The sequence below is a fragment of the Modestobacter versicolor genome (assembly GCF_014195485.1).
GTDB lineage: Bacteria > Actinomycetota > Actinomycetes > Mycobacteriales > Geodermatophilaceae > Modestobacter > Modestobacter versicolor.
In genome coordinates this window covers 2,279,845-2,305,146 of record NZ_JACIBU010000001.1, presented here as the reverse complement: position 1 = coordinate 2,305,146, position 25,302 = coordinate 2,279,845, and the positions used below count along the sequence as shown (strand labels likewise).

Here is a 25,302-nt window from a genome sequence, read left to right as displayed (position 1 = left end):
GGTCTCCTGGTCAGACACGGACGTCCACGCCGGCTGACGCGGACTGGTCGGCGGTCAGGGCGGAGCCGCCCTCACCGAGGCGGTCGGGTGCGGCGCCCCAGGTGCGGGGGCGGGGCTCCTGCTGGCCGGGCTGGCCGGAGCCGCCCTGCTGGCCGGCGCGGGCGTCGAGCAGCTGCTGCTGCGCGGTGCGCGAGCCGGGGCCGCCGTCGCGGGTGGAGGTGTCGACCTCGAGCTTGTCGAAGGACAGCCCGGCGGCCTCCAGGTCGCGGCGGAGCTCGGGGAGGGCCTCGCGCAGGGCGTGCCGCCCGGCCTCCTGGGCGCCGTGCAGCACCAGGTCCAGCTTCCCGTCGGTGACGGTCACCGCGACCGTCACCTCGCCGAGGCTCTCCGGCCGCAGGACGACGGTCATGGTCTGGCTGCCGTCCGGGGCGTTGCGCAGCACCGCGATCTGCCGGCCGAGCTGCTCGGCGACCGCGGGCTCGCCGCCGGCCGGTGCGGCTGCGGCGGCTGCGGTCACCGGGGCGCCGGGGGCGGCCGGAGCCGGGCCGGCGAGGGTGAAGACGCTGTCGGTGTCGGCGGCCGCGGGCACCTCGGTCGCGGCCGGCGCGCTCAGCGGGGCGCCGTCGGCCGAGCCGTCGGCCCCGGCGCCGGAGGCGTCCGCCGGCACGGCGGCCGGGAGCAGCAGCGGGACGCCGGCGACCGGGCCGGTGGCCGGGGTGGCCGGCGCCGCGGGGACGGCCGGGGCGGACGCCGGGTCGAGCACGAGGGTGAGCCCGGCGGCGTCGGCCAGCGCGGTCGCAGCCGCGGTGACGGCCGGCGCGGGGGAGGCCTGCTGCGGGGTCACGGCGACGACCGGGGTCTCCGGCAGGAGGCCGGGCAGGACCGGGGTGGCGGCGGTGACCGGTGCGGTGCCGGGCACGGTGGCGGCCGGCGTGCCGGTGCCGGTGACGGCGCCGATCAGCCCGGCTGCCGCCGTGGCGGTGTCGGTGCCCGCGTCGGTGGTCAGCGGGGCGGCGGCGGCCAGCAGCGCCCACAGGCCCGGCGGGACGACGACGGGGGTGGTGGGGGTCGCGGTCGCGGTCACGTCCTCGGCCGGCTCCTCGCTGGTCGTGCCGGGCTCCGGCTTCGCGGCCTCGTCGGCCGGCGCGTCGGTCGCTGGGCGGCGCAGGGCCGACCGGTCGGACGAGCGCTCGACGGCCCGGTCGGCGGCGCGGTCCGCGGCACGGGCGGACCCGCGCCCGGCCACCGGGTCGCTGCCGCGGTCGCGGTCGGCGGCGCGGTCGGGGACGCGGGACGGGGTGCGGCCGCCGGTCAGGGCGTCGTCCAGGGCGCTGGCGAAGGCCGGGCCCCGGTCACCGGCGCCGGGCCGGGAGGGGCTGCCGGTCGAGCGCCCCACCGCCGGCATCACCGGCATCGAGGTGGGAGTCGTCATGAGTAGGCCTCCGCGGCGCTGGTCACCTTCTGGACATAGGACGTGGTCTCGGCGTAGGGCGGCATGCCGCCGTACCGCTGGACCGTGCCGGGCCCGGCGTTGTACGCGGCCAGCGCCAGCTCGGTCGAGCCGAACTGCCGGGTCAGGCTGCTGAGGTAGCGGGCGGCACCGTCGATCGAGGACGCCGGGTCGGTCGGGTCGACGCCCAGGCCCTTCGCGGTGCCGGGCATGAACTGCATGAGGCCGGTCGCGCCCGCGGAGGAGACCGCCGCGCTGTTGAAGCCGGACTCCGTCTTCGCGACCGCGGCGAGCAGCGCCGGGCTGATGCCGTGCTTGGCCCCGGCCTGGCTGAACAGGTCGGCGTAGGGCACCCCGGCCAGGCTGCTGCCGGCGGAGGCCGCGGCGGTGGTGGGCCGCGCGCCGTCGGGCAGGACGCGGCGGATGAGGGTCGGGTTGCCGACGTCCTGCACCTTGACCACCTCGCCCTCCTGCGGGGCGGCGATCATCTTGCCGCCACCGATGTAGAGCCCGACGTGGTCGATGCCGCTCCGGGACGACGAGTTGTCGAAGAACACCAGGTCGCCGGGCTGGGCCTCGGCGAGCGAGGCGACCGGGCGGCCGGCGGTGGCCTGCTGGGACGACGTCCGCGGGATGCTGATGCCCAGGTCGGCGTAGACCCGCTGGGTGAAACCGGAGCAGTCCAGCCCGGTCGCCGGGTCGGTGCCGCCCCACTTGTAGGGCACGCCGAGGTACTTGGTCGCCGCGCCGACGACCTCCGCGCCGGTGCCGGTGGCCGCGAGGCCCGCCGTCGCACTCGTCGCCGAGGTGGGGGTGGTGAGGCCGGCGGCCGACGCGGCGCGCGCCCAGGAGGCGTTGGTCGTGGGAGGCACCATGAAGCGCGCCTGGATCTGCCCGATCCGGCTCTGCACCGCCATCAGTCCGTCCACCTCTGCCCCTCCTCCCTCTCTCGCTTGCTGGCCCCGTGCTGGCGCGTGACCAGGTCGTCGACGACCCGTGCCTCGGCCACGTCCGCGGCCCGGCGCAGGTCTGCCTCGTGCCGCTCCTTCAGGCGCTCGAGGCCCTTGGTGCGCTGCGCGGCGGCGGTCCACCGCTCACGCACCAGCTCGGCCTGCTCGGCCCGGGCGACGGCGAGTGCCCGTGCAGCTGACACATCGGCAGCCGCAGCGGCCGACGCGACCATCGCGGCCACGAAACCGGCTCCGGTGCTCGAGGCAGGGGGGCGGCGGACGGCTAGCGCCTCGGCGTCGCGCTCGGCGCGCTCGTGCGCCTCGGTCGCCTCGCGGGCCGCGGCGGCCGCCGCGAGGGCGGCGGCGCGCTCCTCGTTCCGGCGCACCCGCAGCACCGGTTCCAGCCGGAAGGCCGGCTGCCTCACGCGGCCGTCGCGATCGCGTGCAGGCGCGCGAACGCCTCACCGGGGGTCGTCAGGTCGTCGGTCGACTGCCGCAGGAACGCGTCGATCTGCGGCACCAGGCGGCGGCCGCGGTCGACCAGCGGGTCGCTGCCGGACTGGTAGGCGCCGATCTCGATGAGCTCGCGGACGTCGCGCAGCGCGGCCATCATCCGGCGGACCTCGCGGGCGTCGGTCATCTGCGGTGCGGGCACCACCGCGGTGGCGACCCGGGAGATCGACTCGAGCACGTCGATGGCCGGGAAGTGACCGGCGGTGGCGAGCTTGCGGGTGAGCACCACGTGCCCGTCGAGGATGGAGCGGGCGGTGTCGGCGATCGGCTCGTTGTGGTCGTCGCCGTCCACCAGCACCGTGTAGAGCCCGGTGATCGAGCCGGTGGTCGAGGTGCCCGCCTTCTCCAGCAGCTTGGGCATCATGGCGAACACGCTCGGCGGGTAGCCGCGGGTGGCGGGCGGCTCGCCGGCGGACAACCCCACCTCGCGCTGGGCCATCGCCGTCCGGGTGATCGAGTCCATCATCAGCAGCACGTCGCGGCCCTGGTCGCGGAAGCCCTCGGCGATCCGGGTGGCCACGAAGGCGGCCTTGAGCCGCACCAGCGGCGGCTCGTCGGAGGTGGCGACGACGACGACGGTGTTGGCCATCCCCTCGGGGCCGAGGTCCTCCTCGAGGAACTCGCGGACCTCGCGGCCACGCTCGCCGATCAGCCCGATGACCCGGATGTCGGCGTCGGTGCCGCGGGTGATCTGGCTCAGCAGCGTCGACTTGCCCACGCCGGAGCCGGCGAAGATGCCCAGGCGCTGGCCCCGGCCGACCGGGACGAGGGTGTCCAGGGCGCGGACGCCGGTGGCCAGCTGCCGCTGCACCCGGGCGCGGGTGAGCGCGTTGGGGGTCTCGCTGGTCAGGTCGACGTAGCGCACCTGCGAGCCCAGCGGGGGACCGCCGTCCATCGGCCGGCCCAGGCCGTCGAGCACCCGGCCCAGCAGCGCCTCGCCGACCGGCACCTGCAGCGGCATGCCGGTGGCCCGCACCCGGGCGCCGGCGCGCACGCCGGACAGGTCGCCCAGCGGCATGCAGGTCAGCCGCTCCTTCTGCACCGCCACCACCTCGGCCAGCAGCTGCCGGCTGTCGGTGCTGACGTCGACCAGGTCGCCGACCGCGGCGGAGACGCCCTCGGCGGTCAGCGTGAGGCCCATGGCACCGGTGACGATCCCGGTGAGCTGCGGGCGGGCCGCGGCGCGGGCCCGGTCCAGCAGGTCCCGGGTGTCCAGCGCGGTCACGAGCGGAGCACCGCGCGCACGCGCTCCAGGGCGGCGCCGAGCTGGGCGTCCACGCGCTGGTTGCCCGCCTCGGCCAGGGCCCCGGCGCGCTCGACGGCGTCGTCGCCGACCACGGTGACCGAGGCGGGCAGCTGCGCGAGCGCCTCCGCCGGCACCTCGGCCAGGTCGTCCGGGTGCAACCGGACGACGACCGGCACGTCGCCGGGGCAGAGGGTCAGCGCCCGCTGCAGCGCGTCCAGGCCGGGGGAGGCGGCCATCGCCAGCTCCCGGCCCAGCAGGTCACCGACCAGCACCAGCAGCGAGTCGAGGATGCTGTCGCGCATCTCGTCCACGACCGGTGCGGCGGTGGCGTCCAGCCGCTCGACGGCGGCGCCCATCGCGGCGGTCGCCGAGGCCAGGCGGCGCTCCCAGCGGGCCTGCACGGTGGCGAGCCGCTCCTCGGCGGCCTGCTCGGCGGCGGCGACGACCCGCTCGGCGGCGACCAGGCCCTCGGCGTGGCCGGCCGCCCAGCCCTCGCGGCGGGCCTCCTCGCGGAGCCGGCCGAGCTGCTCGGCGTAGACGTCGCCCAGCCGCAGGCCGGCGCGACCGGCGGCGGCCTCGGCCCGGCTGCTGCCGGTGTCCAGGACGGTGCCGGCCGCCGCGGCAGCGGCCGGCGGGAGGTGCGGTGCCGGGGTGCCGGCGGCCGACCGCGGTGCCGGGGCCGGCGGCGGCGGGGCGGCCACCGGCATCGGGGTCACGACGTCGTCGGCCGGCGAGCGGTCCGACCGGCGGCCCCACACCGGGGCGCTCGCGGCGCGCTGGTAGGGCACGGCGCCGGCGGCGGGTGCCCCGCGCAGCAGCAGGGTCTCCCGGGGGGAGGCGTCAGGCGACGAAGTCATCCTCACCACCCCGCGAGATGGTCAGCGCGCCCTGCTCCTCGAGCGTGCGGATGACCGCGACGACCTTGGCCTGGGCCTCCTCGACGGTGCGGGTGCGCACCGGGCCGAGCAGCTCCATCTCCTCGAGCAGGTTCTCCCCGGCGCGCTCGGAGAGGTTGCGGACCACCTTGTCCCGGACGTCCTGGCGGACGCCCTTGAGCGCGGTGGCCAGGTCGTTGGCCTCGACGTCGCGCAGCACCAGCTGCAGCGACCGGTCGTCGATGGTGACGATGTCCTCGAAGACGAACATCTGGGAGCGGATCCGCTCGGCGAGCTCGGGGTCGCTGTTCTCCAGCCACTCCAGGATCGAGCGCTCGGTGGGCCGCGAGGAGCGGTTGATGATCTCGACCAGCGTCTCGACGCCGCCGACGGTGGCCATGTCCTGGTAGGCGAGCAGCGAGCCCATCCGGCGGCCCAGCTCCTCCTCCACCATCCGGACCATCTCCGGGGCGGTGCGGTCCATCATCGCGATCCGGTAGGCGACGTCGGCCTGCTGGTCCGGCGGGAAGCCCGACAGCACCTCGGCCGACTGCGGCGCGGGCAGGTGGGCGAGCACCAGCGCGACGACCTGCGGGTGCTCGTCCTTGAGGAAGGTGACCAGCTGCCGGACGTCGCTGTTGCGCAGCGAGGCGAAGGGCAGCTCGGTGTAGACGACGTTGAGCCGGGACAGGATGCCGTCGGCGCGCTCCTCGCCCAGGCCGGCGGCGAGCACCTCGCGGGCGAACTCCACACCGCCGGTGCCGACGAAGCGCCGGGCGTTCATCAGCGCGTGGAACTCGGTGAGCACGTCGTCGACGTCGCCGCCGTCCACGTTCTCCAAGCGCATGAGCTCACCGGTCAGCTTCTCCACCTCGGAGGGGCGCAGCTGCGCGAGCACGGCGCCGGCCTCCTCCTTGGAGAGCTGGGCGAGGAGCACCGCGGCCTTGCGGATGCCGGGGAGCTCCTTGCGCGGGACGGCGACCTGCGCCGACCGCTGGGCCGGCACACCGACGAGCTGCTCGACGCTGGCGATGCTCACTGTTCGTTCTCCTCGTCCTCGGACGCCACCGGCGCCCAGCTACTCCATCGGCAGTCCGGGGCCGCACCCGGCAGGGTGCGGCCCCGGGGTGCCGGACTCACGTGCGGTGCGGGCGCCAGGGCCCGCCGGTCACTTGGACTCCGCGAACCAGCCGCGCAGCATGGTGGCGACCTCGTCGGGGCGCTCGCTGACCATCTCGGAGATCTCGCCGCGCACCCGCTCGCGCTTGGCCGACTCGAGCTTGGCCTGGCGGTCGTCGAGCTCCGGGTCGCGGACGCTCTCCACCTGGATCCGCTCGTACTCGACCGGCTCGTCGTCCTCGAGCTCCTCGTACTCCTCGCGGCCGCGCCGGGAGCGCAGCCAGACGATCAGCACGAGCAGGGCGATGCCGAGCGCGATGCCACCGGTCTTGATCATCGACCACATCTGGGCGGTCTTCTCGGCCTCCTCGGCCGCCTTGAGCTCCGCGGCGGCCTGCTCGGCGGCGGTGGTGTCGAAGGCCATCGAGGCGACGGTGATGGCGTCGCCGCGGGCGACGTCCAGGCCGACCGCGTTGCCGACCAGCGCCTGGATCTGCTGCTGGTTGAGCGCGCCGGCGCTGGCGTCGTCCATGACCACGGAGACGGTCAGCCGGTTGATCGCACCCGGTGCACCCTGCACGACCTCGACCGTCTTGCCGACGGCGTTGTTCGACGTGGTCGAGTTCTTGTCGTAGCTGGAGTCCCCGGACCCGGTGGTCGCGGTGTCCTCCGCGCCGAGCACGCCGCCGACGGCCGAGCCGGTGCCGGTGTAGGTCTCGGTGGTGGTCGTCTCCGACAGCGCCGGGGTGCCCTCGTTGTAGGTGTAGCTCTCGCTGGTGGTGTCGCGCTGGGAGAAGTCCAGGTCGGCCCGCACGGAGACCTTGGCGTTGCCGGGGCCCGCGACGGTGTCCAGGATCGACTGCGCGTTGGCCGCCAGCCGGGCCTCGTACTCCTGCTCCTGCTGCGACTGGGCGTCGGTGGCCGCACCGGACACGCCCTCGCCGGCCGCGGAGAGCACGGCGCCGGTGGAGTCGGCCACGGTCACGTCGGCCGGGTCCATCTTCTCGATGCTGGAGGAGACCAGGTGGGTGACCGCCTGCACCTGCTCGCCGCCGAGCGAGGTGCCCGGGGCCAGGTCCAGCAGCACCGAGGCGGTCGGCTTGCCCTCGTCGGTGGCGAACACCTCGTCCTTGGGCAGCGCGATGTGGACGACGGCGGCGTTGACGCCGTCCAGCGCCTTGAGGGTGTTGGCCAGCTCGCCCTCCAGCGCCCGCTGGTAGGACACCTGCTGCTGGAACTCGCTGGTGGTGATGCCCTGCTCGTCGAGCAGCGCGTACCCGGACTCGTTGCCGGCCGGCAGGCCCTTGCCGCTCATCGCCAGGCGCAGGTCGTAGACCCGCTCGTTGGCGACCATGATCGTCTGGCCGCCGTCGGCGAGGGTGTAGCTCACGCCCTCGGCGTTGAGCTCCTCGACGATCGCCGAGGCGTCGGCGGAGGCCAGGTTGCTGAACAGCGGCGTCATCGTCGGCGCGGTGATCCAGCGGGTGAACATGAAGCCCCCGAGGACCAGCCCGGCGAGGAGCAGGCCGATGACGATCTTCTGGCCGAGGCTGATCGTCGACAGGAGGGTCTTGACCCGGTTCAGCGGGCCGGCGAGGGCTGCGGGCATCAGATCGGCATCCTCATGATCTCGGTGAAGGCCTGGACCGCCGAGTTCTTGAGGGTGACCACGGTGTCGGTGGCCAGCCGGGCCTCAGCGCTGGCGATCATGTAGTCGTGGGCGTCCTGCAGGTCGCCGGTGGCCGCCTGGAGGGCGAGGGAGTCGGCGGTGCCCTGCACGGCGTTGAGACCGTCGATCTGGCCGGTGAGGATCGCGGCGAAGCCGCCGTCGCCGGAGACCGACGGGACCGCCGAGGCGTTGGCGGCGCCGGCGACACCGGCGACGTCGGTGACCCCGGCGATGCCCGCGCTGGGCATGCCGAAGGAGATGCCGCTGATCGGCGAGGTCATGGTCAGCCCTTCCCGAGCTGGAGGGCCTGCTGGTAGGCCTCGGTGGCTGCTCTGATGGTCGAGAGGTTGGCCTGGTAGCCGCGCTGCGCCATGAGCAGCTGGGTCATCTGGTCGCCCAGGTCGATGTCGGGGTAGCGGACGTACCCCTCGTCGTCGGCGAGCGCGTTGTCCGGCTCGTAGACCATCCGGCCCTCGGCGCTGCCCAGTTCGTTGCGGGCGACCCGCACCCCGCCCTGGCCGGAGCCGTACTGGACGGCCTCGGCGACGATCATGCGTTCCTGGAACGCGTCCTCGCCGGGGGCGGCGACGGTGTTGATGTTGGCGATGTTGTCCGAGACGGCGTCCATCCACTTGCGGTGGACGAACAGCGAGGACCCACCGATGCGCAGCGTGTCGAAGGTGCTCATGGTCACTGCGTCCGCAGGGCAGAGCGCAGCAGCGAGTACTTGCCGTCGAGGGCGCTGATCGCCAGCTGGTACCGCAGGCCGGTCTCGGTCTGGATGATCGTCTCGGTGTCCAGGTTGACGTTGTTGCCGTCGGTCCGGGTCGGGTCCATCGAGCGGGTGACCGCGCGCTGGCCGACCGCGGGCACCTGGCCGTTGGCGATCTCGGACTCCAGCGTCGACTCGAAGTCGACCCGGCCGGCGAGGAAGCCCGGCGTCTGGACGTTGGCGATGTTGTCGGCGGTGACCCGCTGACGCTGCTGCAGACCGGTCAGGGACGCGTGCAGCGCCGTCATGGTCGAGTCGGTGATCACCGGACGCTCGGCAGGGAGCGACGGAGCACGTGTACCTCCGGGGACGGCGGGGCGCACCCCCAGGGGAACCTGGGAGTGTGAGGGGCCGCCGATCCGTGGCGAGATGGTGCGTTCCGTGCAGGCATGTCATCGGCACCCGGCGGTCCGATCATGACCATCTGCACCCGAACGTGCGCACGAGGTCACACAACGCAATCGTCCCCGGGTCGAAGCGGGGGCTTCGACCCGGGGACGGGGGACTGCGGGGTGAGGCCAGTCACAGGGCCCGGTCGATGAACGAGGCGACCGGCCTGGTGGGCGCGTAGGACATCCGGGCGGCGACGTCGCGCTGCTTCTGGCTCTGGGTGATCTTCTCGACCAGCGCCTCGGCGACGGCCAGCTGGTGCTGGAGCAACCGGGCGGCGCGCTCGCGGAGGTCGTCGGGGAGCGGGCCGAGGTTGCTCGGCGGGATCCAGTCGGTGTGCCGGCGTCCCCAGGCCGCGATCTCCTCGGCCCGGCCGCGGGCCAGGGTCTCCTCGGCCTCGTAGACGTCGCCCTCGAGGGCGTTGAGCACCGCCGGCCAGTTCCGCGCCTCGCCGACCAGGGTGGGGAAGTCCCCGACCCGGTTGCGCGCGGAGCCGCCGGAGGTGCCGCCGCCGGTCATGCCGGGCTCGAGGCGAGGGAGGCAGCAGCCTCCCGCCAGGCGTCACGCAGCGGCTCGACGATCTTGCGGCAGTCGGCCACCCGGCGGAGGTCGCCCTTGGTGATGGCGTGCCCGAGCTCGGAGATCAGCCAGTTGTAGAGCGCGGCCAGCCGGGGAGCGCCGTCCCAGGCGTCGACCTGCAGGCTCTCCAGCAGGCCGAAGACGACGTCCTGGGCGTGGGTGAGCTGGGCGGTGCCGGTCTCGCGGTCGCCCTCGGTCAGCGCCATCTGTGCCCGCTCGAGGTCGAGGGCCAGCCGGTCGTACAGCATGACCAGCAGCCGCTGCGGGGAGGCGGTGGTGACCGTGTCGCCCAGGTAGCGGGCGCGGAGGGAAGCGGTGCTCATCGGTACGGGGCTCCAGGGGAAGACGCGGCAGCGGGGTCAGGACTACTTGGAGGACTTGGACCAGGAGGGCAGCCCGGCGATCTGCGAGCTCAGCCACGAGGCCTGGTTCTGCATCGTGCCGAGCGCCTTCTCCATGGCGGTGAACTGGGCGGTCAGCGAGGACTTGCGGAGCGCCAGCCGGGTGTCCCAGTTGTCGATCCGGGTCTGCAGGTCGGTGGCGAGGGCGTCCTGGCTCTTGGCCAGCAGCACCAGGGAACCGGTGGTGGTGTCCGAGGCGCCCTTGGCCAGCGCCTCCAGCTTCGCCGCGAAGCCGAGGGGGGACGTGACGTCGTCGGCGTTGCCGCTGATCAGGTCCGCGCCCGGCGAGACGATCGTCTTCCGGGTGAGCAGGTCCTTGACCGCGGCGGGGTCGCTGGCCATCTTGGCGGTGAAGGCCGCCGAGTCGAACTCGAGCTTCCCGTCCCTGGTGAGCTTCACGCCGAGGCTGGACGCCGAGACGCCGCCCACGCCGCCGGAGAAGACGTCGAGCACCTTGTTCGCCAGGCTGCGCAGCGTGCTGTCGCCCTTCAGCAGGGCGGCGTCGTTCTCCGGGTCGGTGTAGTCGGTGACCGCCTGCAGCATGTTGTTGGCCGCGTCGACCAGGGCCTTGACCTTGGTGGTGACGCTGCTGGGGTCCTTGGTCACGCCGACCGTGGCCGTCTCGCCGGTCTTGCTGACGGTGATGCTGGTGTCGGCCATCAGACCGGTGAAGGTGTTGGTGTCGCTGGAGACCTCCAGCGCGAGCTCGCCGAGGGTGAGCTTGGCGTCCTGGCCGGTCACCGCGGTCTTCCAGGCGGTGTCGTCGCCGACGACGAAGGAGGCCTTCTCGCCGGTGGCCTTGGCCGTCACCTGGAGGCGGTACTCGCCGTCCTTGACCCGGACGGCGGCGGCGGTGAGGCCCTTGTCGCTGGCGTTGATCGCGGCCACGGCGTCGGCGAGGGTGGCGCCGCCGGCGTTCGTCGTGGGGATCGCGATGGCGGTGGCCGTGCCGCCCTTGGGCGTGAACGTGAACGTGCCGGCACCGAACGCCTGGTCGGTGCCGGTCCAGGCCTGGTCGCTGATCTCAGAGTGCGCCGTGGCCAGCTGCTTGACCGTGAAGGTCACCGACCCGCCGACGGCGGTGGCGCCGGCGCTGGCGGCGACGCTGGCGTTGCTGCTGCTGGCCTTGACCGCCGTCCAGGCGGTGTCCGCGGTGAGCGCGGCCGCGGCGGAGCGCAGCGTCTCGAACCGGGTGTTCACCGCGCGGTAGGCGGTGGCGTCGGACTTGGTGGCGGTCAGCTGGTTCTTGAGCAGGCTCTGCGGGTTCGCCTCGACCTGCATCAGCTGGGTGATCATCGTGCTGTAGTCGATGCCCGAGATCAGGCCGGTGCTCACGCTCATGCCTGCCATGGGGTTCCTCCGGTGCTCGGGACGGTGAGTGCAGCGAGGGGGGAGGCCCGAGGGCCTCCCCCCTCACCGGGTGTTCAGGTGGTGCGGGTGGATCAGCCCAGCAGCTTCAGGATGCCCTGCGGAGCCTGGTTGGCCTGGGCCAGCATCGCGGTGCCGGCCTGGGTCAGGATCTGCGTACGGGTGAAGTTCGTCATCTCCTGGGCCATGTCGGTGTCGCGGATCCGGCTCTCGGACGCCGACAGGTTCTCGACGGCGACGTTGAGGTTGTTGATGGTGTGCTCGAACCGGTTCTGGATGGCACCCAGGTCGGCGCGGGTGGTGGAGACCTGCTTGATCGCCTTGTCGATGTCGTCGATCGCCGCGGAGGCACCGGTGCCCGAGGTGAACGTCGGCGTCGCCTTGGCCAGGCTGGCCGCGGTGGCGTCGATCGCGCCGCCACCATCGGTGTAGCCGGTGACGTTGATCGGGGTGGTGAAGACCAGGTCGGTGTCGTCGGCGCTGACGGCGAACGGCGTGGCGGTGTCGGCCAGGCCGAAGGCGTCGGCGGCGGCCTTGTTCAGCTTGCCCAGCGCCTCGGTGGCGGTGTCGGCGTCGGCGTACTGCACCGAGCCGAGGTCGAAGGTCTTGCCACCGAAGCTCAGCGTGCCGTCCAGCCCGCGGAAGGCCTCCACGGAGTAGGTGCTGCCGCCGCTGGCTGCGGCGAAGTCCCGGGTGGCGTCGGCCTGGTAGAAGGTGATCGCGGCGTTGGCGGTGTCGCTGGCGGCGGTGGTCAGCACCGCGGTGCCGGCCGCCGAGGTGCCGCTGGCACCGGTGGCGTAGGCACCGGTCCCGGTGACGTCGACGCCGTTGACGCCGAGGCCGGCAGCGCCCATGGCCGTGCCGATGTTGACCGCGATGGTCTCACCGGAGTTGGCACCCACCTGGAAGGTGGTGGCGTAGTTGCCGTCGAGCAGCTTCTTGCCGTTGAACGTCGTGGTGTCGGCGATGCGGTTCAGCTCGGACTTGAGCTGGCCGATCTCGGACTGGATGTTCTTCTTGGCGTCGGCGTTCAGCGAGCCCTCGTTGGAGGCCTGCACCGACAGGTCACGCATGCGCTGCAGGATCTTGTGCGTCTCGGTGAGCGCACCTTCAGCGGTCTGCACGACCGAGATGCCGTCCTGGGTGTTGCGGACGGCGACCTTCAGGCCACCGATCTGCGAGCGCAGGCCCTCGGAGATGGCCAGGCCCGCCGCGTCGTCGGCGGCGCGGTTGATGCGGAAGCCGGAGGAGAGCTTCTCCAGCGACTTGCTCATCTGGCTGTCGGTGACCGACAGGTTGCGGTACGAGTTCATCGCCGCGATGTTGTTGTTGACGCTCAGACCCATGGTGATCCTCCTTGGACGGGGCCTACAGGGACATCCGCTGCATCCGTGCTGCGGGGTGTTGCTCTCCCTGTTACGGCTGGGACGAGGCCGGTCTTGACCCGAACGGGCGACTGTTTTTCGGCGCCCGGTCGACCGGAGGACCACGGGCACGCCGGTGAGGGGGAGGCCCCGGGGGCCGTCCCCCTCACCGGGTGTTCAGGTGCTCAGGCGGGTCAGCCCAGCAGGCGGAGGATGCCCTGCGGAGCCTGGTTGGCCTGGGCCAGCATCGCGGTGCCGGCCTGGGTCAGGATCTGCGAACGGGTGAAGTTCGTCATCTCCTGGGCCATGTCGGTGTCGCGGATCCGGCTCTCCGAGGCGGTCAGGTTCTCGACGGCGACGTTGAGGTTGCTGATGGTGTGCTCGAACCGGTTCTGGATGGCACCCAGGTCGGCGCGAGTGGTGGAGACCTGCTTGATCGCCTTGTCGATGTCGTCGATCGCCGCGGAGGCACCGGTGCCCGAGGTGAACGTCGGCGTCGCCTTGGCCAGGCTGGCCGCGGTGGCGTCGATCGCGCCGCCACCATCGGTGTAGCCGGTGACGTTGATCGGGGTGGTGAAGACCAGGTCGGTGTCGTCGGCGCTGACGGCGAACGGCGTGGCGGTGTCGGCCAGGCCGAAGGCGTCGGCGGCGGCCTTGTTCAGCTTGCCCAGCGCCTCGGTGGCGGTGTCGGCGTCGGCGTACTGCACCGAGCCGAGGTCGAAGGTCTTGCCACCGAAGCTCAGCGTGCCGTCCAGCCCGCGGAAGGCCTCCACGGAGTAGGTGCTGCCGCCGCTGGCTGCGGCGAAGTCCCGGGTGGCGTCGGCCTGGTAGAAGGTGATCGCGGCGTTGGCGGTGTCGCTGGCGGCGGTGGTCAGCACCGCGGTGCCGGCCGCCGAGGTGCCGCTGGCACCGGTGGCGTAGGCACCGGTCCCGGTGACGTCGACGCCGTTGACGCCGAGGCCGGCAGCGCCCATGGCCGTGCCGATGTTGACCGCGATGGTCTCACCGGAGTTGGCACCCACCTGGAAGGTGGTGGCGTAGTTGCCGTCGAGCAGCTTCTTGCCGTTGAACGTCGTGGTGTCGGCGATGCGGTTCAGCTCGGACTTGAGCTGGCCGATCTCGGACTGGATGTTCTTCTTGGCGTCGGCGTTCAGCGAGCCCTCGTTGGAGGCCTGCACCGACAGGTCGCGCATGCGCTGCAGGATCTTGTGCGTCTCGGTGAGCGCACCTTCAGCGGTCTGCACGACCGAGACGCCGTCCTGGGTGTTGCGGACGGCGACCTTGAAGCCACCGATCTGCGAGCGCAGGCCCTCGGAGATGGCCAGGCCCGCCGCGTCGTCGGCGGCGCGGTTGATGCGGAAGCCGGAGGAGAGCTTCTCCAGCGACTTGCTCATCTGGCTGTCGGTCGCCGACAGGTTGCGGTACGAGTTCATCGCCGCGATGTTGTTGTTCACGGACAGACCCATGTGTTCCTCCAAGGACGGGGTCCCACCGCATCCGTGCGGTGGGCTCTGGCCCTCTCAACGGCGCCGTCCCAGAGTTCCTTGAGCACTTTCCGGAGAGTCCCTCGTTGGGGGGAGCCCGGTCAGACCAGCAGTTTCAGCACCCCCTGAGGAGCGGCGTGCGCCTGGGCGAGCATCGCGGTGCCGGCCTGGCTAAGGATCTGGGTACGGGTGAAGGCGGTCATCTCGGTGGCCATGTCGGTGTCCCGGATCCGGCTGTCCGAGGCCGCGGTGTTGTCCAGCGCCACCCCGAGCTTGGCGATGTTGTGCTCCAGCCGGTTCTGCACCGCGCCCAGGTCGCCCCGCACCGTCGAGATCCGCTCGATCGCGGCGTCGATCGCGGTGAGCGCCCGGGAGGCACCGCCGGCCGCGGTGAACGTCGGTGTCGACCGGGCCAGGTCGGCGGCCGAAGCGCTCAGCGGGGCCCCGGCGGTGCCGGTGTGCCCGGGCAGCGGCTCGGCCACGGCGAAGGCCAGGGTGCCGGGGGTCGGGCTGCTGAACGGAGGGGAGGTGAGCCCGAGCGCGACGATGGCGGCCCGGTTGAGCTGGGCGAGCAGGTCCGCGGCGTCCCGGGTCCCGTTGCCGTCGGTGTCCGCGGCGGTGTCGTAGCGCACCGAGGCCAGGTCGAAGGACCTGCCGCCGACGCTGATCGTGCCGTCCAGGTCGGTGTACGCCGAGACGCCGCCGGTGCCCCCGCTGAAGCCCGCCGACCCGCCGGCCGCGGCGATCGTGAGCACGGCGGCCGTGCCGGGTGCGGCTGCGGTGGACAGCGTCACCGCGCCGGGGCCGTAGCGGCCGGGCCCGGTGACGTCGATGCCGTCCACGCCCAGCGCCGCTGCGCTCGTGCCGCGACCGAGGTCGACGGCGATCGTGTGGCCGGCGTCGGCGCCCACGTGGAAGACGGTCCGGTACCCGCCGTCGAGCAGCTTCCGCCCGTTGAACGACGTGGTGCCGGCGATCCGGTCCAGCTCGTTGCGCAGCTGCCCGATCTCCGACTGCAGGTTGCCCCGGGCGTCGTCGTCCAGGCTGCCGGCGTTGGCCGCCTGCACCGACAGATCGCGCATCCGGTGCAGGATGCCCTGCGTCTCGGTGAGCGCCCCCTCGGCGGTCTGCAGGACCGAGATGCCGTCCTGGGTGTTGCGCAGCGCGACCCGGAACCCGCCGATCTGAGCCCGCAGCCCCTCCGAGATCGCCAGGTTGGAGGCGTCGTCGGCGGCGCGGTTGATCCGGCTGCCCGAGGACAGTCGTTCCAGTGAGGTGGTGAGCTGCCGATCGGCGATCGACAGGGCGCGCTGGGAGTTCATCCCGGCGACGTTGGTCGTGACGACCAGGCTCATACGGGCCCTCCGTGGACCGTTGGCGGGGACTTCGCCCACCGCGTCCGTGCGGTGGGACCGGTCTCTCCAACGGCTCCAAGAGGCCCGGTGTCAACCCGAACCGGGAAGGAGGCCTCAGGCGGTCTGCGCGGCGGCCTTCCGCTCCGGGAGCTGCCAGCCGTGCCGCGGGCGCGGTCGGGGCTGCGGCACCGGGAACGGCGGGGGGACGGCGGCGGGCACGGGGCTGCGGCCGGCGAGCTGGCGGGCGGCGACCCGGTCGATGTAGGCGCGCTGCTGGTTGCGGGCGCGCACCCCACCGTCGGCCGGCACCGCGGTGCCGTCCCACACCTCGCTCATCGCCGCGTGCAGCAGGGTCAGCGCGCGGGCGCGCATCTGGGAGACCCGGGAGAGCGTGACGCCGAGGGAGTCGGCGATGTCGGTCAGCGACTCGTCGCCGAAGAAGTTGCGCTCCACGACCTCGTCGAGCCGGTCGGGCAGGGCCCGGATCGCCTCGTGCAGGTGCCGGACCCGCTCGCTGCGCAGCAGCGCCCGCTCCGGGGAGTCGCCGGCGTCGGGCAGGTCGAGCGACCCGCCGTCGGCACCCGTCTCGGCGTCGATGCTCACCATCACGGCCCGGTGGACGTCGATCTGGAGCGAGTCGAGCTCCGAGCGCGCGACGCCGAGGCTGGCCGCCAGCTCCTCCTTCGTCGGCGGGCGCCCCAGCGTGATGGTGAGCGCGTCGGTGGCGGCGTCGGTCCGCCGGGCGGCGGCGCGGACCGAGCGGCTGGCCCAGTCACCGGAGCGCAGCTCGTCCAGCACGGCCCCCTGCAGGCGCGGGAGTGCGTAGGTGGCGAAGCTGGCGCCGGCGGTCGGGTCGAACCGGCGGGCGACCTCGACCAGCGCGACGCTCGCGCAGGACAGCAGGTCGTCGCGGCTCACGTGGCTGGGCAGGGAGATGCGGGATGCCACCGCGTTCACCGCGAACTGGGCCAGCGGGAGATGGGTGGTCACCAGCGCGTCGACGTCGGGCTGTCGGCGCTCACTCACGGCGGGGCTCGCTGGGGTCACACCCCCTGTCTCGGCGGGTTCCGGCCCGCACCGGACCGTCGGCGCCGGAGAATCTTCGGCGAGCCCCCTGGGCCTCTCGGCTTGATCGGGCGCCGCGCCGTGCCGATGGGAGATCGACAGCGCTCGCCGGACCCCGGCGGGCCGAGGCCCGCACGACGGGCTGCACACGACGACGGAAAGGCGGCCGGCATGGACCACCAGCACCTGTCGACGTTGCTCTGGCGGGAGCAGGAACTGCTCGACCTCCTGCTGTTCAAGGCCGAGGAGAAGCAGTACCTGATCCTCACCGGCAAGAGCCGGTGGCTGGCTCGGATCGCGCACGAGATCGAGGTGGTCCTGGAGCAGCTGCGCACCCTCGAGGTCGAGCGCGCTGCGGCCACCGAGCAGATCGCCGGTCGCCTCGGGCTCGACGCCAACCCCTCCCTCCGCCAGCTCGCGGACTCCGCGCCGGCGCCGTGGAACGACCTCTACGCCAAGCACCACGAGGCGCTGCTCGTGCTCGTCACCGAGCTGCGCGGCCTCTCCGACGCCAACAAGGAGCTCATCGAGAGCGGCCTGGCCGTCATCAACGACGCCCTGACCTCCTCGCAGCCGGCCGCCACGGCCGGCACCTACACCCAGAGCGGCCGGGCCTCGGGCAACGCCTACCGCTCCGTCACCCTGGACGGTGCCCTGTGAGCTCGACCTTCGGTGGCCTGAACACCGCCCGCACCGCGCTCTGGGCGCAGCAGCGCGGCATGGACGTCACCGGTCAGAACATCGCCAACGTCAACACGGTCGGCTACTCGCGGCAGCGGGCCGAGCTGCAGTCGGTCGGTGGCAACGCCGTCCCGGCGCTGTACGCCATCAGCGACCAGGTCGGCGGGGGGGTCAACGCCGACCAGGTCATCCGGATCCGGGACGCCTTCCTCGAGGGCCGCGCCCAGACCGAGGGCGGGGCGACCGCCCGGCTCACCGTCGCCGACGACACCCTGGCGCAGATCGAGCAGGCGTTCCGAGAGCCGGGGACGACGGGCATCCAGGCCAAGCTGACCGCCGTGTTCTCGGCCTGGAGCGACGTCGCGAACCACCCGAACGACCAGACCACCGACGGCGCGCGCACTGCGGTGCTGCAGTCGACCGCCAGCCTGGTCGCCGAGCTGCGGACCACCAGCACCAACCTGGACAAGCAGTGGACCCAGACGCGGGACAGCCTGACCTCCCTCGCCCAGGACGTGAACGCCAAGGCCGCCTCCATCGCCGGCCTGAACACCGCGATCAAGCGGGCCACCCAGGCCGGCCTGCCGGTGAACGAGCTGGCCGACAAGCGCGACGGGCTGGTGCTCGAGCTGTCGGCCGCCATCGGCGCCACCTCGTCCCCGGGTGACTTCGGCCAGGTGAACGTGGTCGTCGCCGGCTCGACGCTGGTCTCCGGTGGTTCGACCACCGGCCTGAAGGTCCTCGGCAGCCTCGACCTGGCGGGCGCCGGCACCGACAAGCCTCGCTTCGTGACCGACCCGGGCGGCACGCCGGTCGCCGTCGGTGGCACCGCCGGCGGGAAGATCACCGCCCTCACCGACACGATCCCGCGCTTCCAGGGCCAGCTGGACGCCGTCGCCCAGCAGATCGCCGTCGAGTTCAACACCGCCCACCAGGCCGGCTACGACAAGAAGGGCGTCGCCGGCGAGGCGATGTTCGACGACGGTTCCGGCACGCTGCCGGTCAGCACCACGGCCATCACGGCGGGCAACCTCACGCTGCGGATCACCGACCCCGCCAAGCTCGCCGCGGCGGCCGTCGGACCGGGGCCGACCTCGGACGGCAGCAACGCGGCGGCCATCAGCAAGCTGCAGAACGCCAGCGGCGGTGCCGCGACGGTGTACCGGCAGCTGATCGTGTCGCTCGGCGTCGAGGCGTCGGTGGCCACCAGCAGCCTGCAGACCCAGACGGTGATCGCCAGCCAGGTCGACGCCTCCCGCGAGTCGGTCTCCGGGGTGAACCTCGACGAGGAGATGACGAACATGCTGCAGTTCCAGCACGCGTACTCCGCGGCGGCCCGCATGATCACCACGATCGACGAGACCCTCGACGTGCTGATCAACCGCACCGGCCGAGTGGGGCTGTGACCTGATGCGGATCACCCAGCGCTCGGTCGCCACCACCAGCCTGCAGGGGCTGAACCAGAACCTCGCCGCGATCAGCAAACTGCAGCAGCAGCTGACCTCGGGCCGGACGATCAACAAGCCCTCGGACGACCCGACGGGGACGAACGCGGCGATGCAGACCCGGCAGGAGATCGCCGGCGCGACGCAGCACGCGCGCAACATCTCCGACGGGCTCGGCGTCCTGAACATCACCGACTCGACGCTGCAGAACATGATCGCCCAGGTCCACACGGTCAAGGACCGGGCGCTGACCGGGTCCAACGACGGTGCGCTGTCTGAGGCCGCGCGCTCGGCCATCGCGACCGAGGTCCGCGGCATCCGCGAGAGCCTCCTCGGCCTGGCGAACACCCAGGTGCAGGGGCACCCGGTCTTCGGCGGCGTCACCAGCGGCACCACGGCCTACGACCCGGCCACCGGCGCGTACGTCGGGTTCCGGGCGCCCGCCGGACCGCTGGACACGACGGTCATGGTCAACCGGCAGGTCGCCGAGGGCGACACCATCCGGGTGGACATCACCGGGCTGGAGGCGTTCGGGGTCACCAGCGCGGCGGGCGTCACCCCGGTCACCCGGGACCTGTTCCAGATCGTCGGGGACATCGCCGACCACGTGGTCAACGACCCGGCCAAGCTGGCCGCGGACATGACCGCGCTGGACGCCGCGCTCGGCGGCATGCTGAAGGCGGCCACCGACATCGGCACCCGGACCAACCGGATGGAGACGGCCAAGCAGGTCAACGCCGACCTCCAGCTGACGCTCACCAGCAGGTCAGCCGACATCGAGAACGTCGACCTGGCCAAGACGATCATGAACCTGCAGATGCAGCAGACCGGCTACGAGGCGGCCCTGGGGGCCACCGCGAAGGCGATCCAGCCGACGCTGCTGGACTTCCTGCGCTGACCAGCCGGCAGGGGGCCCGATTCCGGGCCCCTCCTGCCGAGAAGGAAGAGCAGGGGCGGGTCCACCCGGGTGGACCCGCACCGGCCCCGCCACCGGGCGGGGCGATGCCACGGACGGCTCACACGAACCCATGGAGGGGTACCAGTGCTCACACTCACCCGCAGCGTCGGCGAGAGCATCCGGATCGGCGAGGACATCGAGGTCTACGTCGTCGAGGTCCGCGGTGGCACCGTGCGGCTGGGCTTCAAGGCCCCCCGCGAGGTGACCATCCACCGCGAGGAGGTCTACCGGCAGATCGCCGAGGCCAACAGCCTCGCTGCCGAGGTGGCTGCCGACGCGCTGGGCGCCTTGGCAGCATTCGCACCAGCGTCCGACCCCGCTCCTCAGCAAGATGTGACAACACCGTGACTGATACGGCTCAATAACCGCTCGACTCGTACGCCTCACTAGTCACAGGACGGCGAGTCTCGCCGTTGGCACCTTCGTTAGTGCGCAAGTCTCTCCCCACAGCGCCACGGTTACAGGGGGAGACGAACATGGAACTCAGCGCACGCGCACTCGAGTCGGCCACCGGTGTGAACCTCCGCGTCGACACGTCCGGCAACGACGAGCTGCAGCACCTCGCGGCCGTCGACGCCCTCGAGCCGGTGTGCCCCGCGTCGGTGTACCCCGAGACCGTCGTCGTCCACGTGCAGCTCCGGCCGCGCCGGTCCTCGACCCGCCGCTGCCTCGCCGCGCTCGCCGCGCTGGCCACCCGGCACGACACCGTCCCCTTCGCCCTCACCGGGCTGAGCGGTGACGACCGGGTGGTCCGCGTGACGGTCGGCGTCGAGCTGGGCCCCCGCGAGCTGATCGCCAAGTTCTCCGACCAGGCCCAGGCCGCCTACGCCTTCGTCGACGGTCTGTTCACCGACCTGTACGACTACATGCCGGTCTACGTCGGCGAGCCCAGCGAGGCCGAGCGCGCCGCTGCCGCCGGTGTCCTCGAGGCCGCCGAGACGCCCCGCCCGCGCACCCCCGCGCCGCGCGTCCCGGCCCCGCGCATCCCCTCGCCGCGCACGCCCTCCGGCGTCGTCCGCGAGACCCCCGTCGCCGCCCTCGTCTGAGGCACCGGCAGCCCGGGTGCCCTGACCCGCAGCTGCCCGCCGGCCCCCCGGCACCCCGCACGCCCACTCCGCCCACCTGCACTTCCCCCAGGAGGACCGGTGTCCGAGAACATCCTCGCCGCCCAGCCCATCGCCCCCGCCGACCAGACCCCGCGCGCTGCCGCCCAGGCCGCCGCCGAGGAGCGCCGCCTCCGCGAGCCGCTCGTGTTCGGGGGCATCCCCGAGGCCGAGGGCTGGACGCTCGCGCCCATCGCCCCGCTGGACCGGGTGCACTTCCGCACCGACCGCGAGCTGCCGCTGGACGCCTTCCGGCGCGCCCTGCCGGCCGGCGTCACGGTCACCTACGACGAGGGCGACGGCCTGTACCGCGTCGACGGCGCGCCGGGCTCGGGCGAGACGCTCGCCGCGCTCGTCCGCGGCTGGTGCGCCGCCGAGGGCTACACCACCGTCGGGCTGCGCCCGGAGGCCGGCGTCCGCCGCCGCGCCCCGCGCGACCTGCCGCCGGCGTTCCTCGCCGACCTGTGCCGGCACTACTGCCGGGTCAGCCTCAAGCGGCTGCAGCGCAACATGTCGACGATCCGGCTGCACCTGCCCGACAACGACGACATCGACCAGCAGGTCGCCGAGTGGGTGCTCAAGGCCGTCTCGCACTACGACGAGTCCAAGGGCGTCCCGTTCGGCGCCTTCCTCGCCACCCAGCTGTCCAAGTGGGTGCACGACCTGGGCCGCAACGCCTACGGGCGCACCGCCGCGGACACGGAGAACAAGCAGCAGAAGGCCATCGCCGCCTTCACCGCCGAGCACCAGCGCCGGCCCAGCGAGAAGGAGCTCGCCGCCTACATGGGGCAGAGCGTCGCCACGCTGCGCCGCAACTCCCAGACCGTCGCGACGCTCAACGGGCTGCGGAACCTGCAGTCGCTGGACGGCGGGGCCGACGCGGTCGAGTTCGTGCTCCCGGACAGCTCCGAGGTGCCCGACGAGATCATGGGCGAGGCGGAGCAGACCCTGCTCTCCCACGCACTGACCGCCGCCTGCGCCCCCGACCCCACCGCCCGCCGCGACCAGCGGGCCGCCCAGCCGAACGTGCTGGGCTGGGCCACCTGGTACCTCACCACCTGGGGCGGGCAGACCAAGACCCAGCTGTCGGCCGACCTGGGCACCTCGGTGCGCAACATGAACGTGCACGCCGACCGCGCCGAGAAGGCCCTCAAGGAGCGGCTCGCCGAGCTCGCCGGCTAGCGGCGGCGGGCCCCCGCAGCGGGGCCGTCCCAGCGCGTCACGAGGCCCGTCCTCCTCCCCGGCACGACCGGGCGAGGAGGGCGGGCCGTCGTCGTCCAGGGGCCGGGGGACGAGCCCACAATTGAGCGCCGCTACGGGTCCACTGGGCCCCCGGCCTGCCGATACCCTCCCTGTGACCGCACCGGACCGCCTCTGCCGCCTCGCGGCGACCGGCCGTCCGACGGGCCCGCGGAGCACCTCCGGCGCCCTCCGCCGGACGGCCCGGGCATGAGCGTCCACGACCCGGCGCAGGCCGTCCTCGTCCCGCACTGGCTCAGCGCCGGTGACCGCCAGGAGGTGGAGCGCGCCGTGCAGGCCGCCCTCGACGGCGCCCCGGTCCACCCGGTCGCCGCCGTGCACCTCGCCGAGGTGCTCACCGAGCTGCACGTGGCCGCGGCACGCGAGGTCGTCTGGCCGGCACCCACCGCGCGCGTCCGCCGGGCCACCGGCTGGGGCGCCGACGTCGTCCCGGTCCGGCTGTCGGCCGTCGAGCTGGCCAGCGTGCTGTCGCTGCCCGGCCTGGCCCCGGTCGCCCGGGAGGCGCTGACTGGGGGACGCAGCGCATGAGCGAGGCGCTCTTCGGCGCCCCGGCCGGGCTGCTCCAGCGGCTGCACCGGTCCGAGGTGCGGGTCCCCGACCTGCGCGCGGCCGTCGACCGGCTGGACCCGGCCGGGCTGGGGCCCGACGTCGAGCTGTCGGTCCTGGACGGCGTGCGCGGCCCGATGCTGGTGCTCGACGACACCGGCCGCCGCACCCGCGTGCTGCTGGGCGAGCTGGCCGTCGAGATGACCCGCGCGCGGGTCGCCGCCACCTCCGACGGGGTGGGCACCGCGCTGACCGCGTGGCTCGCCCGCCGCCCGGTGCCCGACCGCGTCGCCGCCGCCTCGGGCATCGCCGTCCTGGACTGGACCGACACCCGGCAGGCCACGCTGGGCTGGCGCGTCGTCGTCGTGCGGGACGCGCTCGTCGTCCCGTGGCGGCCCTCGCGCACCGCGACCCTGCCCTCGGTGCACCAGACCCGCTCCGCCGCGCTGGGCCGGGCCGCCGTCGTCGAAGGCGAGCTGCAGGTCGAGGGCCCGGTGGGTTTGTGGACCTCCACCGACGCCGCCGGCATCGACAGCGCCGTGCTCGTCCGGCCCGAGGCGCTGCTCGCCCAGCTCGCCCGCCGCGGCCTGCCGCTGCGCGACGCCCACCTGGTGGTCACCCCGCACCGCCCGGTCGCCTGCGCCGAGGCGCCGGTGGCCCGCCGGCTGGTGGCCGAGGCCACCGACGCCTGCGCGACCCTGCCGTGGCGCGCGGTCGCCGACCTCGGCTGGGCCTGACCGCCTGCCTCAGGTGAGGCTGCCGTACTCCCAGTGCCACGGCTCGGGGTTCTGCCCGTCGGCCTGCGCCCAGTCCGGGTGCACCCAGCCGTAGTCGCCGGCGTGGCCCTGCATCCACGCGGTCTGCGCGGTGCCGAACACGTTCACCCCGCCGCACAGGTCGACCGCCAGCGCCCAGCCGTGGTTCGACGTCCCGGGGACGGCGGTGATCCTAGGCTTGCGGTGGTGCGCGTCGACCTGCGCGCTCAGCGAGCGGTAGGAGTCGGTGATGCACAGCGGGGTCCCGAAGGCGGCCGCGTACGCCGCCGACATCGCGTTGTAGGCCGCGGCGGCGTCGCAGCGCAGCCGGTGGCCGCCGCCGATGGAGCACAGCTCCTCGCGGGGGATCTGGCCGTTGGACCAGCCGCCCCAGGCGCCGCTGACCGGGCCGGCGGTGGTGCCGGGCGCGGGGAGCGGGGCGCTGCAGGTCGGCGGCACGCCGGTGGCGGCGGCCGGGGGAGCGGCCGGTGACGCCGGGGGCACGGTGACCCGGACGGCGGCGCTCAGGTCGACCACGTCGCGGACGGCGACCTGCCAGCGGTCGGCCGACGCGGACAGCACGCTGCTGCCGCCGAGGTAGAGGCCGACGTCGTCCAGGCCGGTGCGCGGGTCGGTGCTGAACACCAGGTCGCCCACCTGCAGCTGGCCGACCGGGACCGGGGTCCCCTGCGCCCACTGCTGGGCCAGGTCGCTGGTCAGGCCGATGCCGGCCTGGGTCCAGACGGTCGAGGTCAGCCCGGCGCAGCTGTAGCCGTCAGGGCCGTCCCGGTCGACCAGGTAGGGCTTGCCCAGCTGGGAGAAGGCGGCGCTGACCGCGGCGACGGTCTCGGCGGGGAGCACGGTGAGCAGCCGCCCGCCGGCGAAGGCGGTGGCCACGCCGGCGATCGGCGTGCCGGTGCCGTCGCGCAGCGGGGCCAGGCCCTCGGGGAGCGCGCCGGCGTCCAGCAGCGCGGCCGCGGGCGGCGGGGTGATGCCGGCGGCGGAGAGCAGGCCGAGGTAGCCCTGCCAGTCGGCCAGCGCCGCGCTGTTGCGCTCCTGCTGGGCCGTCGCGGTCGGGCTGGTGCCCAGGGCGGCCCACTGGGCGCTGACCGTCGGGTCGAGGGTCGCGACCAGGCCGCGCACCTCCACCAGGACGGCGGCGGCCTCGGCGCGCGCTGCGGCGGCCGCGGACTCGGCGTCCCGGGCGGCGTCGGTGAACTGCGCGGCCCGGACCGCGGCCGTGGCGGTGCGAGCCACCTGGGCGTCCTGCGCCCGGGTCAGCTGCTCGGCGAGGCCCTGGGCGTGCAGCACGTCGGTGGTCGAGCCGGGGGAGCGGACGGAGAGCTGGGCCAGCGGCCAGCGCTCGTCGGCGGTGCGCCGGTAGGCGGCGTCGGCGTAGGCGCCGACGGTGGCCCGGTCGGCGCTCACCGCGGCGACCGCGGTGGCCCCGGCGTCCCGCGCCTGCTGCGCCTGGGTCTGGAAGGCGGTCGCCTCGGCGAGCGCGGCGCGGTAGCGGGTGGTGGCGGCGGCCAGCGTGGCGGCGGTGGTCTGCGCCTGGCCGGTGGCATCGGTCGGCTGCGGGACCTGGCCGGCCTCCGTCGGCGGCTGCGCGAAGGCGGCCAGCACGGTGATGATCGCCAGCGTCGAGCTGCCCAGGACGGCGAGCCGCCGTCCCCAGTGCCGGAGGACGCCGGGCGTGCGGGTGCGCGGGGCCGGGCGGCCCTTCCGGGGCGCCGGACGGCGGCCGTTCGCCGGTGGGCGGGGGCGCGCGGTGGACGTGCTGCGGCCGGCCGCGGGACGACGGGCCGGCGGCGTCGCACCGGTCCGGGTGCGGGGACGGGGCCGGGGCGCAGTGCTCTGCGCGCGTGGTGCCGGCACCGTGGTCCCCCCTGGCTCGTCGCTCGGATCGGTCCGGACGCCTGGTGGCGGCCGGTGTCCTGATCCCATCGACGTG

At 73.7% G+C, this 25,302-nt stretch carries 26 protein-coding genes; 8 read left to right on the top strand and 18 right to left on the bottom strand.

The features are described 5' to 3' along the window. Positions 1–10: 10 nt before the first annotated feature. The 17 genes from FHX36_RS11285 to FHX36_RS11205 form a co-directional block, all read right to left on the bottom strand. Positions 11–1,432 (bottom strand): flagellar hook-length control protein FliK, encoded by a 1,422-nt coding sequence (locus FHX36_RS11285; protein WP_183513744.1) that lies wholly within the window; start codon positions 1,430–1,432, stop codon positions 11–13. Further along, the gene (locus FHX36_RS11280) at positions 1,429–2,379 is read right to left on the bottom strand and encodes a transglycosylase SLT domain-containing protein (RefSeq protein WP_220036138.1); all 951 of its coding nucleotides are present in this window, start codon (positions 2,377–2,379) and stop codon (positions 1,429–1,431) included. Before FHX36_RS11280 ends, FHX36_RS11285 begins: the two co-directional genes overlap by 4 nt. Beyond that, positions 2,367–2,825: a flagellar export protein FliJ gene (locus tag FHX36_RS11275; protein WP_183513743.1), complete on the bottom strand. Its 459-nt coding sequence runs from the start codon at positions 2,823–2,825 to the stop codon at positions 2,367–2,369. Before FHX36_RS11275 ends, FHX36_RS11280 begins: the two co-directional genes overlap by 13 nt. Then, positions 2,822–4,138: a FliI/YscN family ATPase gene (locus tag FHX36_RS11270; protein ID WP_110554395.1), complete on the bottom strand. Its 1,317-nt coding sequence runs from the start codon at positions 4,136–4,138 to the stop codon at positions 2,822–2,824. The genes FHX36_RS11275 and FHX36_RS11270 overlap by 4 nt, the downstream gene beginning before the upstream one ends. Then, positions 4,135–5,016, bottom strand: a complete 882-nt coding sequence (locus tag FHX36_RS11265) for a FliH/SctL family protein (protein WP_183513742.1) — start codon at positions 5,014–5,016, stop codon at positions 4,135–4,137. The genes FHX36_RS11270 and FHX36_RS11265 overlap by 4 nt, the downstream gene beginning before the upstream one ends. Next, positions 5,000–6,073, bottom strand: a complete 1,074-nt coding sequence (gene fliG, locus FHX36_RS11260; RefSeq protein ID WP_110551997.1) for a flagellar motor switch protein FliG — start codon at positions 6,071–6,073, stop codon at positions 5,000–5,002. The genes FHX36_RS11265 and fliG overlap by 17 nt, the downstream gene beginning before the upstream one ends. Positions 6,074–6,202: 129 nt before the next feature. Then, positions 6,203–7,762 (bottom strand): flagellar basal-body MS-ring/collar protein FliF, encoded by a 1,560-nt coding sequence (gene fliF / locus FHX36_RS11255; RefSeq protein WP_110551996.1) that lies wholly within the window; start codon positions 7,760–7,762, stop codon positions 6,203–6,205. Next, on the bottom strand, positions 7,762–8,103 hold the full coding sequence (fliE, locus tag FHX36_RS11250; RefSeq protein ID WP_110551995.1) for a flagellar hook-basal body complex protein FliE: 342 nt from the start codon (positions 8,101–8,103) through the stop codon (positions 7,762–7,764). The genes fliF and fliE overlap by 1 nt, the downstream gene beginning before the upstream one ends. A gap of 2 nt (positions 8,104–8,105) precedes the next feature. After that, positions 8,106–8,510: a flagellar basal body rod protein FlgC gene (locus tag FHX36_RS11245; RefSeq protein WP_110551994.1), complete on the bottom strand. Its 405-nt coding sequence runs from the start codon at positions 8,508–8,510 to the stop codon at positions 8,106–8,108. A gap of 2 nt (positions 8,511–8,512) precedes the next feature. Beyond that, positions 8,513–8,860: a flagellar basal body rod protein FlgB gene (flgB, locus tag FHX36_RS11240; protein WP_220035918.1), complete on the bottom strand. Its 348-nt coding sequence runs from the start codon at positions 8,858–8,860 to the stop codon at positions 8,513–8,515. A 256-nt stretch (positions 8,861–9,116) separates the two neighbouring features. Then, positions 9,117–9,503, bottom strand: a complete 387-nt coding sequence (locus FHX36_RS11235) for a hypothetical protein (protein WP_110551993.1) — start codon at positions 9,501–9,503, stop codon at positions 9,117–9,119. Next, positions 9,500–9,886: a flagellar export chaperone FliS gene (gene fliS / locus FHX36_RS11230; protein ID WP_110551992.1), complete on the bottom strand. Its 387-nt coding sequence runs from the start codon at positions 9,884–9,886 to the stop codon at positions 9,500–9,502. Before fliS ends, FHX36_RS11235 begins: the two co-directional genes overlap by 4 nt. 42 nt (positions 9,887–9,928) lie before the next feature. Further along, on the bottom strand, positions 9,929–11,305 hold the full coding sequence (gene fliD / locus FHX36_RS11225; protein WP_181428744.1) for a flagellar filament capping protein FliD: 1,377 nt from the start codon (positions 11,303–11,305) through the stop codon (positions 9,929–9,931). A 101-nt stretch (positions 11,306–11,406) separates the two neighbouring features. Then, positions 11,407–12,678, bottom strand: coding sequence for a flagellin N-terminal helical domain-containing protein (locus FHX36_RS23530; RefSeq protein WP_110551990.1), 1,272 nt, complete (start codon positions 12,676–12,678; stop codon positions 11,407–11,409). 212 nt (positions 12,679–12,890) lie between these two features. Further along, positions 12,891–14,162: a flagellin N-terminal helical domain-containing protein gene (locus FHX36_RS23525; RefSeq protein ID WP_110551989.1), complete on the bottom strand. Its 1,272-nt coding sequence runs from the start codon at positions 14,160–14,162 to the stop codon at positions 12,891–12,893. A gap of 119 nt (positions 14,163–14,281) precedes the next feature. Then, complete coding sequence (locus tag FHX36_RS11210) at positions 14,282–15,535, bottom strand: flagellin N-terminal helical domain-containing protein (protein WP_110551988.1); 1,254 nt, start codon at positions 15,533–15,535, stop codon at positions 14,282–14,284. A 114-nt stretch (positions 15,536–15,649) separates the two neighbouring features. Next, positions 15,650–16,561, bottom strand: coding sequence for a sigma-70 family RNA polymerase sigma factor (locus FHX36_RS11205; protein ID WP_258372686.1), 912 nt, complete (start codon positions 16,559–16,561; stop codon positions 15,650–15,652). 210 nt (positions 16,562–16,771) lie between these two features. Here FHX36_RS11205 and FHX36_RS11200 point away from each other — a divergent pair, with 210 nt between their 5' ends. From FHX36_RS11200 to FHX36_RS11165, 8 genes are all read left to right on the top strand, one after another. Next, complete coding sequence (locus tag FHX36_RS11200) at positions 16,772–17,260, top strand: flagellar protein FlgN (protein ID WP_110551986.1); 489 nt, start codon at positions 16,772–16,774, stop codon at positions 17,258–17,260. Next, positions 17,257–18,687: a flagellar hook-associated protein FlgK gene (gene flgK / locus FHX36_RS11195; protein ID WP_110551985.1), complete on the top strand. Its 1,431-nt coding sequence runs from the start codon at positions 17,257–17,259 to the stop codon at positions 18,685–18,687. The genes FHX36_RS11200 and flgK overlap by 4 nt, the downstream gene beginning before the upstream one ends. Before the next feature lie 4 nt (positions 18,688–18,691). Next, positions 18,692–19,624, top strand: coding sequence for a flagellar hook-associated protein FlgL (gene flgL / locus FHX36_RS11190; protein WP_110551984.1), 933 nt, complete (start codon positions 18,692–18,694; stop codon positions 19,622–19,624). Between the two features lie 144 nt (positions 19,625–19,768). Beyond that, complete coding sequence (gene csrA, locus FHX36_RS23520; protein WP_110551983.1) at positions 19,769–20,032, top strand: carbon storage regulator CsrA; 264 nt, start codon at positions 19,769–19,771, stop codon at positions 20,030–20,032. 128 nt (positions 20,033–20,160) lie between these two features. Next, the gene (locus tag FHX36_RS11180) at positions 20,161–20,730 is read left to right on the top strand and encodes a hypothetical protein (RefSeq protein ID WP_246405461.1); all 570 of its coding nucleotides are present in this window, start codon (positions 20,161–20,163) and stop codon (positions 20,728–20,730) included. A 99-nt stretch (positions 20,731–20,829) separates the two neighbouring features. Beyond that, positions 20,830–21,969, top strand: coding sequence for a sigma-70 family RNA polymerase sigma factor (locus tag FHX36_RS11175; protein ID WP_246405459.1), 1,140 nt, complete (start codon positions 20,830–20,832; stop codon positions 21,967–21,969). Between the two features lie 267 nt (positions 21,970–22,236). Further along, positions 22,237–22,575, top strand: coding sequence for a hypothetical protein (locus tag FHX36_RS11170; RefSeq protein WP_110554147.1), 339 nt, complete (start codon positions 22,237–22,239; stop codon positions 22,573–22,575). After that, positions 22,572–23,330, top strand: a complete 759-nt coding sequence (locus FHX36_RS11165; protein WP_110554148.1) for a hypothetical protein — start codon at positions 22,572–22,574, stop codon at positions 23,328–23,330. The genes FHX36_RS11170 and FHX36_RS11165 overlap by 4 nt, the downstream gene beginning before the upstream one ends. A gap of 9 nt (positions 23,331–23,339) precedes the next feature. On the opposite strand, the gene FHX36_RS11160 is transcribed toward FHX36_RS11165, so the two are convergent. After that, a complete protein-coding gene (locus tag FHX36_RS11160) occupies positions 23,340–25,226 on the bottom strand; it encodes an NlpC/P60 family protein (RefSeq protein ID WP_183513740.1) in 1,887 nt (628 codons plus the stop codon). Between the last annotated feature and the right edge of the window lie 76 nt (positions 25,227–25,302).